Source organism: Cupriavidus sp. BIC8F, assembly GCF_032465815.1.
Taxonomy (GTDB): Bacteria; Pseudomonadota; Gammaproteobacteria; order Burkholderiales; family Burkholderiaceae; genus Cupriavidus; species Cupriavidus necator.
Window position 1 is genome coordinate 241778 of sequence record NZ_CP136097.1, and the last position, 17174, is coordinate 258951.

Below are 17174 nucleotides of genomic sequence, written 5' to 3' on the forward strand. Positions count from 1 at the left end.
CAATTCTACCGAAGGCTTACTGCAACAGAACCGTGCGAAGCAATTGCTTCCTGTCGCGCAGTGTGAGGGTCGGCGCGTCCCACAACTGTTTGAGGTCTTTACCGATAGCAAGCAGACTCTTGCGCTGTTCAGTGCTCAGCGTGCATGGATGAAGCTGTTCACGCCGAGCAAGTTCTGCCTGAGCCTGTTCGAGCTCACGCAACTGCTGCTCCCACTGCGCTTCGAGACCGCGTGCCACCAGGCGGTTCTCGGGGTCGACGGCGTGGTACCGCCGTTCAGCGCGCTGTGCCTCGTAGTGGGCTCGTTCAACGTTCAGTCGCCACTGTGCAAGCGCCGCGTCGTGATCGGCCTCGAGGTGTTCGGCCGCACGCACGGCTGCTGCGATGCCGGCCGGCTCCACGGCTTGCAAAAAGGCCTGCGCAACGGCGGCATCGATTTGCAGGCCCCCAACGTTGAGGCAGAAGACGCCGCGGCCATTCTCGATTCCTTTGTTGGAGCAATGGTACCCGGGCGTCTGATTGGTTCCGCGATAGTGCGTCTTGAGTCGCCGACCGCAGTGACCACAGCAGGCCAGGCCTTGCAGCAAGGCGGCGCCTTCTCTCACAGCGCCTCCGACCTGATGAGGCCGGGGCTTGGTATTGGCCCCCAGGCGCATTTGATTGGCTTCATAGGTCATCCAATCGAGATATCCTTCGTGGTGGTCCCGGATGAGCACGGCCCATTGCGACTGGGGCAGCCGGCGCAATCGGGTCTTGAGCACGCCATGTTCATCGACGTAGCGCTCTTGCCGGGTCTTGCCGTAGCAGTAGGCGCCAGCATAAACCGGATTGGTGAGGGCATTGTAGATGGCGGTATAGGTCGGGGCGACCCAGCGGATCTGCGCGGTGTGATTGAGCTGCAGCGGGAATGACAGATTCTCGGCGCGGAACCACAGCCAGACGCGGCGGGCAGAGCCGAGCTCGCTAAAACGCTCGAACACGGTGCGCAGCGCACCGACGACGGCTTCATCCGGATGCAGCCTGACTTCGCCGTCGGCCTCACCCCACACCAGTCTGGTGGGCAGGCCGCGGCGCAACTCGCCGCGGGCAGCCTTGTTGCGGATGCCGCCGTCCAGACGCGCGCGTAGGATGTGCAGTTCGGCTTCGCTCATGGTGCCCTTCAGGCCGAGCAACAGGCGGTCGTTGAACAGCGCCGGGTTATACACGCCGTCAGCATCGCCGATGAGCGTATCGGTCATGCTGCACAGGTCCAGCAGGCGGTACCAGTCGGAATTATTGCGCGCCAGGCGGGAGACCTCCAGTCCGAGAATAATGCCGACGTGCCCGAGCGCGACTTCGGCCGTCATGCGGGCGAACCCGCCACGGTGCGCGGCGCTGGCGCCCGAGAGGCCCAGATCCTCGTCGACCACGCTGACCTGCTGCGCGGGCCAACCGAGGGCGGTGGCTCGTTGTGCGAGCGCGTACTGGCGCTGCGTCGATTCGCGATTGTGCTCGACTTGGCTGGCGCTGGACTGACGGATGTAGACGAAGGCGGTGCGCTGCAAATGGCTGGGGCCGATCTTGTTGGAGGTGTCAATCATCATTGTTCTCCCGGGGCAGCGGGTTGTTGTAGCTCACGAGCTTCGCAATCGCCTGGGCGAGGCCGTTGATCACCGCCTCGCGTGTCGTTGGATCGAGTTGTTCCCACAGGCTGTCGTCGCCGGACGGCAGATCCGCAAGGGGTAGGTTCAGTTGCATCATTGCTCTCCTGTTCCGTGTGGCGCAGCAAAGCGTCAATGATGAGGCGAGCGTGGAGCAGGTCGGCAATCGAGCCCAGCGCGTCGGATCTTGGGGCCCCGGTACCTGTGGGAACGCTGCCGGAGGCGGCAGGGAAATCGGTCCAGTCGGCGGGAATCAGCCCACGTGATTGGTCGGGAAGCGTCAGCAGAAGGTGCAATCTGCCGGCCCGTTGCCGTCGGCTGATGACCTGGAGGCGCCGGCCCTCAAACGGGTGGCCGGATCGTGTGATGACAACGGATTCAGGAACGTGGTGGAGAGGGGTAGTCTGTGGTGGTTTCCTTCGACACGGTCGACCACGGGTGGATGATGCGGTTTCTTGAGCACCGAATTGCGGATAAGCGCCTGCTGCGGCTGATCCGCAAGTGGCTGGCGGCCGGCGTCATCGAGAACGGGGCGAAGACGGAAATACAGGTAGGTACGCCACAGGGGGCGGTGATTTCACCGCTGCTCGCGAACATCTACCTGCACTACGTTTTTGACTGATGGCTCCATCGATGGCGTCGCCGCGACGCTAAGGGTGACGTGATCGTCGTGCGCTATGCTGACGATAGCGTCGTGGGCTTCGAGGCCGAGGCTGACGCCTCGCGATTCCTGGAGGCCTTGAAGGCGCGATTCGCCCAGTTCGGGTTGTCGCTCAACGAGCAGAAGACGCGAGTGTTGCAGTTTGGTCGCTACGCGGCCAGCCAACGCAAGCGCGCCGGCCTGGGCCGGCCGCAGACGTTTGACTTCTACTTGGCGCGCACGCGTCTCTCCGGACCAACATCCGGATTCGGTGTGGGGCGCGACATCGGTTGGACTCGAGGTCTATGTGGCCGGTGCCGCGCCTGTTTCTTCGGCAATCGCCTTTCTACCACGACTGTCTACACGCGCCGCGACGCAGGGCGCGTCTCCAGTCGCCCTTCGGGCTCCCTTCGACGCGCCCTGCGTCAACTTCCTTCCCATCCTTATCCCGGTACCCCAAGGCAGACCTGTGCCAAATCGAGTCGTTGGCGCACGCGACATCGCCGATCTTTGACGCCGCCAGATTTGTGCAGATTTACATCACCATCGACACATGATGGTTCTCCCTTTGAATTAATTTGGGATGGCACGGCTTAACGCCGCGCCATGCGATGGTTCTCAGTAGTGAATAACCGTGCGGATCGACTTACCCTCGTGCATCAGGTCGAAGGCCTTGTTGATGTCTTCGAGACCCATGGTGTGGGTGACGAAGGGGGCGAGATCGATCTCGCCTTTCATTGCGTCCTCCACCATGCCGGGAAGCTGGGTACGTCCCTTGACACCCCCGAAGGCGGAGCCTTTCCAGACACGGCCGGTAACCAGCTGGAACGGACGGGTGGAGATTTCTTTCCCCGCACCGGCGACGCCGATCACAATCGATTGCCCCCACCCACGGTGAGCGGCTTCCAGGGCGGAACGCATGACGTTGACGTTGCCGATGCACTCGAAGGTGTGGTCGACACCCCATTCGGTCATTTCGATGAGGACCTGCTGAATCGGCTTGTCATAGTCGTTGGGGTTGAGGCAGTCGGTTGCACCGAACGAACGGGCCAGGTCGAACTTGGCCGGATTGGTATCGATGGCGATGATGCGACCTGCCTTAGCCTGACGTGCACCCTGAATCACGGCGAGACCGATACCGCCGAGGCCGAAGACGGCCACCGAGTCACCCGGCTGCACCTTGGCGGTGTTGTGAACTGCACCAATGCCGGTCGTGACGCCGCAACCGAGCAGGCAGACGTGCTCGTGGTTCGCTTGCGGATTGATCTTCGCTAGTGAGATCTCGGCGACCACGGTGTATTCGCTGAAGGTCGAGCAGCCCATGTAGTGGAAAAGCGGCTGTCCGTTGTAGGAGAAGCGAGTCGTTCCGTCGGGCATCAGCCCCTTGCCCTGGGTGGCGCGTACAGCCACGCACAGGTTGGTTTTGCCGGACTTGCAGAAGAGGCACTCGCCGCATTCAGCGGTATAGAGCGGGATCACGTGGTCCCCCGGCTTGACGCTGGTGACGCCCTCACCGACCTCAACCACTACCCCGGCGCCTTCATGGCCGAGCACTGCCGGGAACACACCTTCTGGATCATCGCCGGACAGAGTGAAGGCGTCGGTATGACAAACGCCCGTGTGCGTGATCTTTACGAGAACCTCGCCTTTACGTGGTGGCTCAACGTCGATCTCGACGATTTCCAGCGGCTTTCCGGGCCCGAAGGCAACAGCTGCACGTGATTTCATGATTTCGTTTCCTTTCCTAAATTAAATCCCCTGACCGAACGCCACCTTGGCGCTGACTAACGGAGATAGGACCGAACGATAGAGATGGTTTCGTCAATCGATTTCTTCTGCGAATCACTCCTAACCTCACTGTTGGGAAACTCCTCCCTCAGATAGCTTTCAAGGACCGCCGCCATCAAACCGTTGACCGCGCCGCGGACCGCAGCGAGTTGCTGAAGAACCGCCGCGCATTCAGCACCTTCTTCAAGTGCCTGCTCAAGCGCCGCAGCTTGCCCTCTGATGCGTCTAACGCGCGTCAGTGCTTGTTTCTTCTCCTTGGGACTGTATGGCATCGGATACCTTCTCTCGTGGTGACTGAGATCATACTATACTACCCCATAGTATCAGAAAGTGCGTAAAAGTTAGGGCGACCGTTTGTGCTGCGGAACCGTTGACCACGTCAATACGGTTCCTATTCGATGCGCTTACCGAAGACACGGGCGCTTCGCATCCGGCCAAGGGCAGATCCTCGGGCCTCCGCCGTCAAGCGGTGTCGCGGGAAAAGCCCCGCAATCATTTGATGCTCGTCAGCGATGGATTGCAGTACCGAGGCTACGGTGCGAAGACATGCATCACCGGCCTGATGCCCGCAGGTATCGGGCCTGAAACCGCAGCCGGCACCGGCCCGGACGGCCCCGGCGCAGTCCCCTCCAACAGGAACGGCGCCTGCAGCCTGATTCAGGGCATCAGGCCAGCCGGAACACTTCCACCGCCTGGCGCAGTTCCTGCGCCTGGTGATAGAGACTTTCGGCGGCCGCTGCGGCTTCCTCCACCAGCGCGGCGTTCTGCTGCATGACCGAATCCATCTCGGCCACGGCACCGCTCACCTGTGCCAGACCCTGCAACTGCTCGAGCGATGCCACGCTGATATCGCCCATCAGTGCGGCGATGCCTTCCACACGCCGCACCATGTCGTCGATGGCCTCGCCGGCTTGTTCCACGGCTTCGGTGCCGGTCTTCAGCTCGGTCACGGTCCGTTCGATCAAATGCTTGATCTCGCCGGCCGCATTCGCGCTGCGCTGTGCCAGGCTACGCACCTCGCCGGCCACCACGGCGAACCCGCGGCCATGCTCGCCTGCGCGCGCCGCTTCCACGGCGGCGTTGAGCGCCAGGATATTGGTCTGGAACGCGATGCCGTCGATCATGCCGATGATGTCGACCACCTGCTGCGCATTGCGATGGATGTCGGCCATCGTTGCCACCACGCGGCCCACCGTGGTACTGCCGGCGCGCGCCGCATCGGCAGCGCTGACCACGGCCGCGTTGGCGTCGTGCGCGTTGTCGGCGTTTTGCTTGACCGTGGCTGAGAGCTCCTCGATGCTCGCCACGGTCCGCTCGAGGCTGCCCGCCTGCGATGCAGTTCGCGCGGACAGGTCGGCGTTGCCGCTGGCGATCTGGCTCGGCTGCCGGCGATGGCGCTGACGCTGCCGCACACCTTGTCGACGATTTCGGTCAAGCCTTGGCCAACGCCGTCGATCGCACGCATTAGCTGCCCGATTTCATCGTTGCGCGGGGTATCGAGCCGCGCCGTAAGGTCGCCCGATGCCAGGCGCCCGGCTGCATCGGCGGCCTGCGCCAGCGGCTGGCTGACCATGCGACGCAGCAGCCACCAGAACGCTGCGGACACGGCCAGCGCAACCAGCAGGCCGCCGGCCAGGAAGCGGTTTCGGCTGGCCTCGAGTTCGTCGCGCAGCGACGCCGTCGGCACGCTGCCCGCAATCAGCCACTGCCATTCGGGATAGGTCACGAAGGCCGTGATGCGCTCGGCGGGCGCGCCGTTGCCGACTGCCACCTTGTTGATCATGGCACCGTCCTTCGCGGCATTCATGTCGCGCACCCATGTCTTGCCGTCGGCGTCCTTGGCGTCGATCTGCACCGTGTCTTCGTTGCCGAGCCGGTCCACCATGCGTTGGGGTGCGTTCATGTCTGATGTCCTTGAAGATTTCCTGCCAGCGCGGCGGTTTACAGGGCAGCGCGCTTGCGGCGCTCCATCATGCGCAGCACGAAGGGTGTGAAGATCAGCTGCATGGCCAGTTCCATCTTGCCGCCCGGCACCACGATGGTGTTGGCGCGCGACATGAAAGAGTCGTGGATCATGCTCAGCAGGTACTGGAAGTCGATGCCCTTCGGGTTGGCAAAGCGGATCACCACCATGCTTTCATCGGGCGCGGGGATCTCGCGCGAGATGAAGGGGTTGGAGGTGTCCACGCACGGCACGCGCTGGAAGTTCACATGGGTGCGCGAGAACTGCGGGCAGATGTAGTTCACGTAGTCCGGCATGCGGCGCAGGATGGTGTCGGTCACCGCCTCGGTCGAGTAGCCGCGCTGCTTCTTGTCGCGCCAGAGCTTCTGGATCCATTCCAGGTTGATCACGGGCACCACGCCGATCAGCAGGTTGGGATACTGGGCCACGTTGACCTCGTCGGTGACCACGCCGCCATGCAGGCCCTCGTAGAACAACAGGTCGGTGTCGGACGGCAAGGGCTCCCACGCGGTGAAGGTGCCGGGCTCTTGCCCGAACGGGGCGGCCTCCTCCACGCTGTGCAGGTAGTGCCGGTGCATGCCGGTGCCGGATTCCGCATAGGAGCGGAACAGGTTCTCCAGGTCGCCGAACAGGTTGTCCTCCGCGCCGAAGTGGCTGAAGTTCATATTGCCGGTGCGCTCGGCCTCTGCCATCTTGACCTTCATCTCGGCACGGTCGTAGCGGTGGAAGCTGTCGCCTTCGATCACCACTGACTTCACGCCTTCGCGGCGGAAGATGTTTTCAAAAGTACGGGTCACCGACGTGGTACCGGCACCGGAGGAGCCGGTGATAGCGATGATGGGATAACGTTCTGACATGGCCGGTCACCTCAGGCGGACGCGCGGAACAGGCTGCGCTCGTTGAACAGGGGATTGGGAAGGTCGGGATCGGACTGGTTGGTGTGGTAGTCCTCGATCCGCTCCACTTCATTGCGCGAACCGAAGATCACGCCGATGCGCTGGTGCAGCCCGCCCGGCGCCACCGACATCAGCGGCTGCCGGCCGGTGCTGGCGCGCCCGCCGGCCTGCTCCATCAGGAAGGCGATCGGGTTGGCCTCGTAGAGCAGGCGCAGGCGGCCCAGCTTGGCCGGGTCCTTGGTATCGCGCGGGTACATGAAGACCCCGCCACGCATCAGGATGCGATGCGCCTCGGCCACCATCGACGCGATACAGCGCATGTTGAAATCCTTGCCGCGCGGCCCGCTCTTGCCGGCCATGCACTCGGAGATATAGCGCGTGACCGGCGCTTCCCAGAAGCGGCTGTTGGAGGCGTTGATGGCAAATTCCTGGGTTTCGGCCGGCACGCGCAGGTTGGGGTGCGTCAGGAAGAATTCACCCAGGTTCGGATCGAGGGTGAAGCCGTTGACGCCATTGCCGACGGTCAGCACCAGCATGGTGGTGGGACCGTAGAGCGCGTAGCCGGCCGCCACCTGGGCGGTACCGGGTTGCAGGAAGTCCTGCTCGGTCACCGCGTCGGCGCCTTCGGGCGCGCGCAGCACCAGATGCTGCCGACCGAGACGTTGACATCGATGTTCGAGGAACCATCAAGCGGGTCGAACACCAGCAGGTACTTGCCGAGCGGGTAGCACGCGGGAATCTGATACGGCGCCTCCATTTCCTCCGAGGCCATGTCGGCCAGGTGGCCGCCCCACTCGTTGACGCGCAGGAAGGCCTCGTTGCTGAGCACGTCCAGCTTCTGCTGGATCTCGCCCTGCACGTTGATGGCCGCCTCGTCGCCATCGGCGCTGCCGGCGCGGCCATGCAGGCCGCCCAGCGCGCCGAAGGCCACCGCGCACGCGATCTCCTTGCAGGCCATGGCCACGTTGAGGATCCAGGCCATTGAAGCCACCGCTGGCGTCCGGATAGCGGCGGCGCTCCTCGATCAGGAACTGCGTCAGGGTCATCCTCTGGACTTCGGGCATGACAGGTCTCCCTTCTAATCGCTATGTGTTCTTGGGTGGCGCCGGTGCGCGCTACGCGTTGGTGGCGGCCTCGCGCAGGCGTCGCAGGATGGCCCGGTAGCCGCCGTCGGCATCCGGCGCGCCGAACACGGCACTGCCGGTGACGAAGGTGTCGGCGCCCGCGCGGGCGATCTCGGCAATGTTGTCGGCCTTGACGCCGCCGTCGATCTCCCCCCCGGCACGACGGCGTGTCGCGCGGCACTACGGACAAGCGTACGGATGACAGCCTGGCCGCGAGGGATACAGTTATTGTGGAACGGTGCAAGCTCAGTTTCGCAAGCCAGAATCGCCAGGTGCCTTGTGCCACCGGTACAGATGGCGCAAGGCGCGGGATCACAGTCATGGATAGATCCCAAGCATCGACGATCGGGAGCCCGCTCCGGGTACCGTGCCGGCCGCCGTCGTATGTACTTCTCAGTCAGCGTGGCGAACCAGCGTTCGACCTGATTGAGCCACGATGCGGATGTCAGCGTGAAATGAACATGGAAGCGTGGGTGTCGAGCGAACCAGTTCTTGATCGAAGGTGTCTTGTGCGTACCGTAGTTATCCATCACCAGATGCACCTCCAGATTTGCGGGCACGTTGGCGTCGATTGTGCGCAGGAACTGCAGGAATTCACTGCTGCGATGGGGACGATGCAATTCACCGATGACTTCGTCGGTGGCGATGTCCAGCGCAGCAAACAGCGTAGTGGTACCGTGGCGCATGTAGTCGTGAGTACGGCGCTCGGGAATGCCAGGCGCCAGCGGCAATATGGGCTGCGTGCGATCCAACGCCTGGATCTGGCTCTTCTCGTCCACGCACAACACCATCGCCTTGAGCGGATGATTCAGGTATAGACCAACGATGTCGCGAACTTTGTCGACGAACAACGGATCGCTCGAGAGTTTGAAGGTTTCCTGCCGATGTGGCTGCAGGCCAAAGGCTCGCCAGATTCGCGAGACGGCTGTCTGAGAAAGATCCATCTCCCGAGCCATCGTGCGCGTACTCCAATGCGTCGCTCCGCTGGGAACCGATTCCAGCGTCTTGGCGATTACAGCATCGACTCGCTCATCGTCAATCGTTCTGGGCGCGCCCGGGCGCGGCGCATCGAGCAGTCCATCGAGTCGATGTGCCACGTAGCGGGCACGAACAAATTTGCCAGGAGAGGGACGAACCGGCAACTAGGGGTAATCGTCCTTCGCGTGCGAATTTATACCGTTGAAGGGAAATGCTCCGCCATATCAATGACTTGTGATAACAGTCGGTAAGTGCTCAATAACCCGGGGCAAAGCGGCGTGGTGCTGGATGGTCTGTGGCTGGGTGATTGGGATAGGTATGGACACGAGGCTGTTGCCAGCTGCAGCGAGTTTTGCTTGTAAACGCGGGGTGGAGATGTTAACTTTCGCGGCGCCGTTACCACCACCGACGTTGCCGAATGACCATCTCCAAAAAATACACGCTGCCAGAGATCCCGCGAGAAGGAATGACGCCCAAGGAACTCGAGGTGCTGGCGTGGGTTGAGGAATTGGTCGAGATGGCCAATGGCCTGCAGCAGGAGAAGGAGCAACTGGAGCAGCAGCTTGCTGAGCTGAGAAGAGCTGCAAAGCGCGCGTAGAGCGACAGCGGCCGTGAAGAAAAAGCTTGTTGCACCGTACATTGCGGAGGCTGAGCGCACGCCGGCGGTGCTGAAGGTGCTGGCCTGGGGTGAAAGCCTCGTGGAGCTTGTCCATCGCCTAGTTGAGGAGAAGGGGCATGCGAACGACGAAGTCGCGGTGCTCAAGGGGGAGAAGAAGCGGCCGACGTTCAAGCCCAGCCGTATGCATGAGCAGGCTGGCAAAGCCAGCGACTCTGGTCCGCAGCATGGCAAGCCAGCCAGGCGACGCGGTTCGCCCTCCAGGAGCAAGACGGGGCAGTTGAAGATCGATCGCGAGCAAGTCATCCAGCCGAGCGAGCCGATCCCGCCAGGCTCGCGGTTCAAGGGCTACCGGGACTTCGTGGTACAGGACCTCGTGATCGGGACACACAATACGCGCTACCGGCTCGCACGGTGGCAGACGCCAGACGGTCAGGCACTGACCGGGCAGCTCCCCAAGGCCGTTGATGCCAGCCATTTTGGCGCGACCTTAGTCAGTTACGTGCTGTACCAGTACCACCATTGCCACATCACTCAGCCGCTGCTGTGCGAGCAACTGCGGGAATGGGGCATCGAGATTTCGTCCGGGCAGATGAATGCGCTGCTGCAGCAGGACAAGGAGCGATTCCATGACGAGAAAGACGGCCTGCTGTCGACGGGTCTGGCGCTCTCGGCATATGTGACGGTCGACGATACTGGCACGCGGCATCAGGGCCGCAACGGCTATGTCACCCACATCGGTAACGAGCACTTCGCCTGTTTCAAAAGCACGAACTCGAAGAGTCGGATCAATTTCCTCGAGCTGCTCGCAGCGGGACATGGCTACCCGATCAACGACGAGGCCATCGCCTACATGAAGAGGCGGGAACTGCCGCAGGCGTTCCTGGATGTGCTGCGTCAGCACGAGCGCGCGAGCTTTGCCGATCAGAGTGCGTGGCTATCTCACCTGGACAGCCTGGGCATGGACGTTGCCCGTCATCGGACCATCGCCACCGAAGGGGCGTTACTGGGTTGCCTGAAGCGGCGAGGCATCGCCCAGGATCTGGCCATCATCAGCGATGATGCGGGACAGTTCAATGTGCTGGTTCACGGGCTATGCTGGGTACACGCCGAGCGTCTCGTGCACAAGCTGCTGCCGCTCAATGACCTGCACCGCGAGGATATTGCCCGCGTGCGCGCAGACATCTGGTCGTTCTATGCGGATCTGAAGGAATACAAGCTGCATCCGACGAGCCAACGCAAATGCGAACTGCAAGAACGATTTGACGCGGTCTTCATCCAGAAGACCCGCTACGCGACGCTTGACCGCTTGCTCAGGCGCATTCACAAGAACAAGTCCGAGTTGCTGCTGGTGCTGGAACGCCCCGAAGTGCCACTGCATACAAATGGCAGTGAACGGGACATTCGCGATCAAGTGAAAAAGCAGAAGATCAGTGGCGGCACACGCAGCGAACTCGGTCGTCAATGCCGTGACACCTTCTCGAGCCTGAAGAAGACCTGTCGGAAGCTGGGAATCTCCTTCTGGAATTACCTGACCGACCGCATCTCATACACCAATCACATTCCCCTGCTGCCGCACATCCTCGAGCAGCGCCTCGCTATCTCTGCATGAGCAGCAGGCTCATCTTTGCCCCGGGTTATTGAGCACTTACGAGGTGAATGCTAGCGGATATAGCGGCTACCGCTGGCGGTATTGGCGATCGGCAACAGCAGTTGTGGAATGACTGCTCACGCCTGATCGCGAACGCGATCATCCACTACAACACAGCGCTTCTTTCTCGCGTGTACGAGCAGAAACATGCCGCCGGTGACCACGCTGCCATGGATCTGATCGCCGGCATGTCGCCAGTCGCCTGGCAGCACGTGAACCTGTTCGGCGCCTTCGATTTCGGCCAGACCGGGACGTCTGTCGACATTGATGCCCTGGCTGCCTACTACGAAGATCCGGCGTACTGGGCCCGGATCCAGCAAACCGCTCCAGAAGCCGACGAACGCTGAATTGCCACGACACATATCGCCGAGCGCAGGCTTGGCAGCCAGCCGCGCAGCCCTCGCTGCCAGATCACGCCGCACCCCGCAAAGCGCAAAGCCTTGCAAGGGCAGGCGGGAGATTTTCACTTTTCGGGGGATGGGCAGAAATAGCCATGTTGTTGTAAAGGGTCTGGCGATTGGCGAATTCACGGACGAGAAGCTTGTCCAGCCGCTGCTGCTCCTCTTCCGACAAGCGTCGTGCGACGCGCCGGAACAACGCGGTTTGCGTGCGCGTGTGAATCTGCTCCGCAATGCTGTCCAGGGTGGAGAACGCTGGCAGTTCGACCTGGCGCAGGACCAGCGCATCGATGGTGGCGTTGATGATATCCACCGGCTGATCCATGGTTTCCGCAGCCGCGCGCGCGGCGCGGATTGTCACCTCATTGGCGTCCGTGCCGATGTAGGGCTGCACCCCAAGGAATTCGCGCACTGCCGTGTAATGCCGGAATTGCGTGGGGGAAAGCCTGCGATCGTAGCCAAAGGGCGTACCGGAATCGAGTCCAGCGCTAGCGCGCATGTGGTCGACCACGGCAGTCGGGATGGTGTCCAGATTGGGAAAGTAGTGCAGTTGCTGAAAGACTTTCAGCAGGACCAGCAAGCCTAGTCGAGAACTCTGGCCTCGGGTAGAGCGGCTGGCCCAGTCCAGTTCCTCCGCATCAGGCGTGTAACACGCCTGCAGCTCCTTGGTGGAGAAGACCTTCGGGAAACGCGGGTAGGCGGTACGCTCGATGGTGGCCATACAGGATCTCGGGCGCTGTTCAGATTAAACGTTGATGACCTGCTTGCCGAGGGCTGACGCGATGACTTCGTCGGCGGAAACGCCTTCCTGGTTCCAACTCATCAGCCGTTGCCAAGCCAGGTAGTTCGGCAAGTACTTGGTGGCCACGCCCCTGAGTTGGCGCTGTATCCACGACTTGAGCCGTTCGTGATAGTTGTTGGCGGACTGGACGTGATAGACCTTGTCGAGCACAGGGCCGTGATAGCTGGCGACGAACGACTTGGTCTGCACGCCGAGGGTGCGCTGCAGATGAAGAAAGGCGGAGTGTCCGTCCGTGCAGAGGATGGTCTCGCCCGGCGTTACGGCGTCCTTGAGCGCGTCAGTTACCTCGGCGCCGGTCAGCCGGCCGAGCACCTTGTCGGCCGTCTGGGCCTGCCCGCGAGCGCGGCCTACAAGGACGGGAACCCAGTCCTTGCTTTTCCGGCCACGTCCTTCCGCCTTGCCGCCTCGTTTCCGCGAGGGTCTGGTGAGCTTCCTGGACCCTTTCTGTGACTCTCGGAAGTAGGTCTCGTCGACTTCGAGGATGCCGCTGATACCCTTCGGTTGATGCGCGACAACCTCACTCAGGAAGCGATGGCGCCACCGAAAGGCTCTGTCCAACGTTAGGCCAACCTCGTCCGCTGCTTCCCGCACCGTGAGGCCATTTTTCATGCATTGCGCGTACGCGTCGAACCGTTCCTTGTCGCGCAGCCGCGAGAGCGGCGTCCCGGATGCAGCGTTGAACGTCTTTCCGCAATCGCGGCACAGGAAGCGCTGCAGACCGTTCTGGACGCCGTTCCGGACCACCTTCTCACTGCCGCATCGGCGGCATACACATGGCCGCGCAGCCTCGATGGCCTGATAGCTGGCGCGCTCCGTATGCTCCGTAGTAAGCGCGCTTCGTACCTGCTCCAACTGGCCGGCGGTGAGCTTGGTCACCGACTCCAGGAATCTCTTCAACTGGCGGGCGTTCATCGACTGCTCTCGTCATATCAACGACCAAAGTCTAGCAGCTATCCACGCTTAACCTGAACAGCGCCGGATCTCGGCAATCGCTGAAGGGCCAGCCAGTCTAACTATCGCAGCTACGGAAATCTAGCCACCGTTTATGCTGCTGAGGAAGGCTTGTGATAGCGGATTGTCCGTATCTTGGCATGCCTTTAAGTTTCGCTTCTCGCCGGATGCGTGGTCATGATGTAGCGCAATCCCATATGAAATGGCGACGCTGGTGCGCCCCCTCGTGGCTAGCGTGCATCCTTTGGCCTGTCGCCCTTGGGCCAGTCTTTCACCCTTGCGGCGTAATCGGGTCTCGGCTGCTGGGTGAAGTAGGCGGCAACGTCGACTGCGTCCTGGGCTGAAAGCGTTCCGCCCTGGCCAAGCGGCATGTTGTGTTTCACGAACGCGGCCGCCGTGTACATGCGTGCCATTCCGGCGCCCACATTGAACGAATCCTTGCCCCAGACCGGAGGGAAGACATAGCCCCCTGCCGGATTTCTGGTGCCCTGGCCTTCGGCGCCGTGGCAGGATGCGCATTGCGCGGTGTAGAGCGCCTTGCCATGGACCGGGTCTGGCGCCAGGGAGGTATCAATTTTTTCGAAACCTCGACCAGTGACGTTAGTGCCGGTCGGGACGCCCGTGGACAGCCACTTCATATAGGCCATGATGGCGTTCATTTCCGCCGAGTCGAATGGCAGCGGCTTGCCGTTCATTGAGCGCTGGAAGCAGTCATTGACGCGTTCCTGCAGCGAAATGACCTTGCCGCTGCGCGAGCGGTATTCCGGGAATGCGCCGGCGAGGCCTACCCACGGCGATGCATAAGCGGTGGTCCCAGCATTGAGGTGACAGCTCGTGCAGTTCAATCCGTTGCCAACATTTTTCGGAAGTTGCTTGTGGGTATCCGTCAGCAACTCCTTGCCACGCTTGATGGCATCTCCCATCGGTCCCTTGGGAATCGAAGCCTTGTCGGGCACGGGCATGGGCACGCCTGGCGATTGCGCGAGCGCCGCCACACTGGTCGCTGCCAGCAGGGCCATGGCCAGCGCACGCAACTTGATTTTATTCACGGATGTCTCCTCGGAGAGGGCTGTATCGATTATTTGTAATTTGGTTGCTCGCATTCAGGCGGCCAATGCGACTTTGAGATATTGTCAAATCTGGTGTACGAGGGCTGATCGTGGCCGGCTGTCAGGCGGCGAGTTTCTGCTGAACCGGCGGATTGTCATGCGCCGGAGTTCCGTCCTTGAAGGGAACGCCCTTCAAGAGCAGTTCGATGTGTTCGGCACCGTTGATGCGGCGCCAGGTTTTCTCGGCTTCCTCGATCAGCTTGAAGGCCAGGCCAAGGAAGGTCGCTCGGGACACGCAATTGCGCGTGCGCGTCGTGCGGTGACGCACGGTCGCGAAGGTTGATTCAATCGCATTGGTCGTGCGGATGTGCTGCCAGTGCTCGGCCGGGAAGTCGTAGAACGTCAGCAGGCTGTCTCGATCTTTGGTGAGCACGCCGGTGGCCTTGGGATACTTGGCGCCGTAGATCGTTACAAAGCGATCGAAGGCGGCATCGGCATCGGCCCTGGTGGCTGCCATCCAAATCGCCTGCAGATCTGCCTTGGCGCGGCCATGCTGGGATTTTGGCAAGGCGTTCAGGACATTGCCCATCTTGTGGAACCAGCAACGCTGGGTACGCGTGGCCGGGAACACCTCTTCCAGGGCAGCCCAGAATCCCATGGCGCCATCGCCGACCGCCGCCAGCGGGCCAGCCTGCAAGCCGCGGGATTTCAGGTCCAGCAGGACTTCCACCCACGATGCCTTCGATTCCCGATAGCCGTCACCGATCGCCACGCGCTCCTTCCTGCCGTCGGGCGTAACGCCGATGATCACCAGCAGGCATTGCCCGTCCGAGCCTTCGCTGCGCAGACCCGTATGGATGCCGTCCACCCACCAATACACATACCGCGCCGCTGACAAATCACGCTGATTCCAACTCGCATGCTCGTCTGCCCACTGCGCCTTCAATCGGCTCACCACGTTGGCCGATAGCCCTTTGGCATCCTCGCCCAGCAGCACCGACAGCGCCTCGCTCATGTCGCCTGTCGAGACTCCCTTCAGGTACAGCCAGGGCAGCGCCGCACTCACCCGCGGCGACTTCCTCACATACGGCGGCACGATCGCCGAGTTGAACTTCACGCCGGAACCGGACCGGTCGCGCACCTTGGGCACCTTCACGGCAATCGGTCCGGCGCCCGTCAGCACCTCCCGCTCCGGGAGGTAGCCATTGCGAACCACGGCGCGCTGCCCGCTCAACGTCTTGACGTTACTGAACTGCTCAAGCAGCTCTGCCAGTTCCACTTCGATCGCCTCCTGGATGACCCGCCGGGCCCCGCGCCTGATCAACTCCTCGAGCCCAAGCCCGATTTCCGATAGACCGACTGCTTCTTTACCCTTATCCTTGCTCATGGTGGTGGACTTTTTTTGTGCTGGTTTCCGATCTCGACAATCAGATTCTCAGCGAAAAGCTCCACCGCCCTCGACTCCGCGCCTCAAATCCCCCGCCGTACACCACTTTCGACTTTAGCTCCGTCTTCGGTTGGAGCGCTTGCAGTCTGACGTCTATTGCCGAATGCTCACGGCGATGGGCTGCCGAGCCTCCAGTGTCGCCTCGCTCCTATCGATCAATCCGGCAAAGGCAAGAAAGATCTATCTGGGGCATCATGGGGCGTCCTCGCCTTGTGGCCAGATGCCAAGCTCCATCGCGTGGCATTTTGAGTCGTCAACCGCGCGGGTCCAGTCCACGCTCTTCCTTTGGCTCTACCGGATCTGCGTGAAAGAGGGGGCTAATGTCCCAGAGGCACTCATCGCGGCCTATAACGTCACGGAGCAAGCGTTCGACGTGGACCTTAGGCTCACCGCGGACCGCGCTAGTTATCTGGCGCGAACGATGGCCGAGGAGTCGGAGTTGTCCCTCGCAGCATGCCGGAGTTGCGGTACCGACTACCTTATCGCCAACAGCGCACCGCGTATTGAGCTGAGTCGGTCGTACTCCTGTCCAGCTTGTTCCGGCACCTTGAGCAGCGCGCCTTGGCGCCGCCGCAACCGTGGCGGCGAATCAAGTTAGGCTATTAAAGCTATTCTGCCCCCCCTCGAAATGGCACGTTATACTTGCGGCCCTTCGAGATCTGTCCCAACGCAAAACAAGAAAAGGGGAGGTACCTTGGACTACGGATTTTGGTGTTTCCGTGCACTGTGCATGGGCTTCACGGCCTATCTCGCCCACAAGCGCGGCAAGAATCCCTGGCTATGGGGCGCGATGGCCTACCCGCTGTTTCTGTTTGCGCCACTGGTGCTGCTCTTTGTCACGCGTCAGAAGGCGCGTTCGCTGCAACAGTACCTGGCCCAGTACCCCCATTGCCGCACCGGGCGCGGCATGGCTTGTGCCTTCTGCAATTCCGGCAGTATCCGGCTCTGGCGCCGCGGCGGTCTGCTGTCCAATCGAGATCAGCATTTTTGCAATCACTGCGGCTCATACCTGTACGACAGCTAGCGCCTGCGGCTCCACTGCTACCGAAGCAGAGTGACCGGACTTGACACGCTGCCTCAAGTTCCGTGGCCGTGCCGCCGTTATTTCAGTCTGCCTTGATTGTCGCGCTTTCGGCTGGCCGAACGGCCGGCTATCTGCCCGCGCCGCGCCCTTGACTTTGGCGGAAGGTCGGTAGGATGAAATTACTCGCTCCGACGTGAGCGCGCCAACC

The 17174-nt window shown here is 61.8% G+C and carries 14 protein-coding genes and 6 pseudogenes; 6 read left to right on the forward strand and 14 right to left on the reverse strand.

Annotated elements, in window-relative coordinates:
- Positions 1–16 precede the first annotated feature (16 nt).
- The gene (locus tag RS901_RS37655) at positions 17–1582 is read right to left on the reverse strand and encodes a recombinase family protein (RefSeq protein ID WP_316157684.1); all 1566 of its coding nucleotides are present in this window, start codon (positions 1580–1582) and stop codon (positions 17–19) included.
- On the reverse strand, positions 1572–1739 hold the full coding sequence (locus tag RS901_RS37660) for a hypothetical protein (RefSeq protein ID WP_316157685.1): 168 nt from the start codon (positions 1737–1739) through the stop codon (positions 1572–1574). Before RS901_RS37660 ends, RS901_RS37655 begins: the two co-directional genes overlap by 11 nt.
- Before the next feature lie 318 nt (positions 1740–2057).
- On the opposite strand from RS901_RS37660, the pseudogene RS901_RS37665 reads away from it, so the two are divergent.
- Positions 2058–2507: pseudogene (locus tag RS901_RS37665) on the forward strand (reverse transcriptase domain-containing protein); the annotation flags it as partial.
- A 390-nt stretch (positions 2508–2897) separates the two neighbouring features.
- Here RS901_RS37665 and RS901_RS37670 read toward each other — a convergent pair.
- From RS901_RS37670 to RS901_RS37705, 8 genes and pseudogenes are all read right to left on the reverse strand, one after another.
- Positions 2898–4007: an S-(hydroxymethyl)glutathione dehydrogenase/class III alcohol dehydrogenase gene (locus RS901_RS37670; protein ID WP_316157686.1), complete on the reverse strand. Its 1110-nt coding sequence runs from the start codon at positions 4005–4007 to the stop codon at positions 2898–2900.
- A gap of 56 nt (positions 4008–4063) precedes the next feature.
- Complete coding sequence (frmR, locus tag RS901_RS37675) at positions 4064–4339, reverse strand: formaldehyde-responsive transcriptional repressor FrmR (protein WP_316157687.1); 276 nt, start codon at positions 4337–4339, stop codon at positions 4064–4066.
- A gap of 393 nt (positions 4340–4732) precedes the next feature.
- Positions 4733–5302 carry a methyl-accepting chemotaxis protein gene (locus RS901_RS37680; RefSeq protein ID WP_410054267.1) on the reverse strand — a complete coding sequence of 190 codons (570 nt, stop codon included), beginning with the start codon at positions 5300–5302 and terminating at the stop codon, positions 4733–4735.
- Complete coding sequence (locus RS901_RS37685) at positions 5188–5952, reverse strand: HAMP domain-containing protein (RefSeq protein ID WP_316157689.1); 765 nt, start codon at positions 5950–5952, stop codon at positions 5188–5190. Before RS901_RS37685 ends, RS901_RS37680 begins: the two co-directional genes overlap by 115 nt.
- Before the next feature lie 56 nt (positions 5953–6008).
- The gene (locus RS901_RS37690) at positions 6009–6887 is read right to left on the reverse strand and encodes a phosphoribulokinase (protein ID WP_316157690.1); all 879 of its coding nucleotides are present in this window, start codon (positions 6885–6887) and stop codon (positions 6009–6011) included.
- Between the two features lie 11 nt (positions 6888–6898).
- Positions 6899–7990, reverse strand: a pseudogene (locus RS901_RS37695) (class 1 fructose-bisphosphatase).
- Positions 7991–8041: 51 nt separating this feature from the next.
- Positions 8042–8200 (reverse strand): annotated as a pseudogene (locus RS901_RS37700) (ribulose-phosphate 3-epimerase); the annotation flags it as partial.
- A 227-nt stretch (positions 8201–8427) separates the two neighbouring features.
- Positions 8428–9159, reverse strand: a pseudogene (locus tag RS901_RS37705) (IS630 family transposase); the annotation flags it as partial.
- A 287-nt stretch (positions 9160–9446) separates the two neighbouring features.
- Between RS901_RS37705 and RS901_RS37710 the strand changes: the two are divergent.
- From RS901_RS37710 to RS901_RS37720, 3 genes and pseudogenes are all read left to right on the forward strand, one after another.
- Positions 9447–9626: a hypothetical protein gene (locus RS901_RS37710; RefSeq protein ID WP_316149314.1), complete on the forward strand. Its 180-nt coding sequence runs from the start codon at positions 9447–9449 to the stop codon at positions 9624–9626.
- Between the two features lie 13 nt (positions 9627–9639).
- Positions 9640–11256, forward strand: a complete 1617-nt coding sequence (locus RS901_RS37715) for an IS66 family transposase (RefSeq protein WP_316149312.1) — start codon at positions 9640–9642, stop codon at positions 11254–11256.
- Positions 11257–11342: 86 nt separating this feature from the next.
- A pseudogene (locus tag RS901_RS37720) lies at positions 11343–11642 on the forward strand (Tn3 family transposase); the annotation flags it as partial.
- A gap of 109 nt (positions 11643–11751) precedes the next feature.
- On the opposite strand, the pseudogene RS901_RS37725 reads toward RS901_RS37720, so the two are convergent.
- The 4 genes and pseudogenes from RS901_RS37725 to RS901_RS37740 form a co-directional block, all read right to left on the reverse strand.
- Positions 11752–12414 (reverse strand): annotated as a pseudogene (locus RS901_RS37725) (DUF4158 domain-containing protein); the annotation flags it as partial.
- 24 nt (positions 12415–12438) lie between these two features.
- On the reverse strand, positions 12439–13407 hold the full coding sequence (locus tag RS901_RS37730) for an IS1595 family transposase (protein ID WP_316150588.1): 969 nt from the start codon (positions 13405–13407) through the stop codon (positions 12439–12441).
- 269 nt (positions 13408–13676) lie between these two features.
- A complete protein-coding gene (locus tag RS901_RS37735; RefSeq protein WP_410054268.1) occupies positions 13677–14495 on the reverse strand; it encodes a c-type cytochrome in 819 nt (272 codons plus the stop codon).
- Between the two features lie 121 nt (positions 14496–14616).
- Complete coding sequence (locus tag RS901_RS37740) at positions 14617–15882, reverse strand: IS256 family transposase (protein WP_316154236.1); 1266 nt, start codon at positions 15880–15882, stop codon at positions 14617–14619.
- A gap of 175 nt (positions 15883–16057) precedes the next feature.
- Here RS901_RS37740 and RS901_RS39020 point away from each other — a divergent pair, with 175 nt between their 5' ends.
- Together RS901_RS39020 and RS901_RS37745 are read left to right on the forward strand one after the other, a co-directional pair.
- Complete coding sequence (locus RS901_RS39020) at positions 16058–16540, forward strand: FlhC family transcriptional regulator (RefSeq protein WP_410054273.1); 483 nt, start codon at positions 16058–16060, stop codon at positions 16538–16540.
- A gap of 96 nt (positions 16541–16636) precedes the next feature.
- Positions 16637–16966: a hypothetical protein gene (locus RS901_RS37745; RefSeq protein WP_316157693.1), complete on the forward strand. Its 330-nt coding sequence runs from the start codon at positions 16637–16639 to the stop codon at positions 16964–16966.
- The last annotated feature ends 208 nt before the right edge of the window (positions 16967–17174 follow it).

What these genes read in the sequence shown, in the direction of transcription:
- RS901_RS37655 (WP_316157684.1), bottom strand. Translation starts at nt 1,582, where the DNA reads ATGATGATTGACACCTCCAACAAGATCGGCCCCAGCCATTTGCAGCGC.
- RS901_RS37660 (WP_316157685.1), bottom strand. Translation starts at nt 1,739, where the DNA reads ATGATGCAACTGAACCTACCCCTTGCGGATCTGCCGTCCGGCGACGAC.
- RS901_RS37670 (WP_316157686.1), bottom strand. Translation starts at nt 4,007, where the DNA reads ATGAAATCACGTGCAGCTGTTGCCTTCGGGCCCGGAAAGCCGCTGGAA.
- frmR (WP_316157687.1), bottom strand. Translation starts at nt 4,339, where the DNA reads ATGCCATACAGTCCCAAGGAGAAGAAACAAGCACTGACGCGCGTTAGA.
- RS901_RS37685 (WP_316157689.1), bottom strand. Translation starts at nt 5,952, where the DNA reads ATGGTGGACCGGCTCGGCAACGAAGACACGGTGCAGATCGACGCCAAG.
- RS901_RS37690 (WP_316157690.1), bottom strand. Translation starts at nt 6,887, where the DNA reads ATGTCAGAACGTTATCCCATCATCGCTATCACCGGCTCCTCCGGTGCC.
- RS901_RS37710 (WP_316149314.1), top strand. Translation starts at nt 9,447, where the DNA reads ATGACCATCTCCAAAAAATACACGCTGCCAGAGATCCCGCGAGAAGGA.
- RS901_RS37730 (WP_316150588.1), bottom strand. Translation starts at nt 13,407, where the DNA reads ATGAACGCCCGCCAGTTGAAGAGATTCCTGGAGTCGGTGACCAAGCTC.
- RS901_RS37740 (WP_316154236.1), bottom strand. Translation starts at nt 15,882, where the DNA reads ATGAGCAAGGATAAGGGTAAAGAAGCAGTCGGTCTATCGGAAATCGGG.
- RS901_RS39020 (WP_410054273.1), top strand. Translation starts at nt 16,058, where the DNA reads ATGGGCTGCCGAGCCTCCAGTGTCGCCTCGCTCCTATCGATCAATCCG.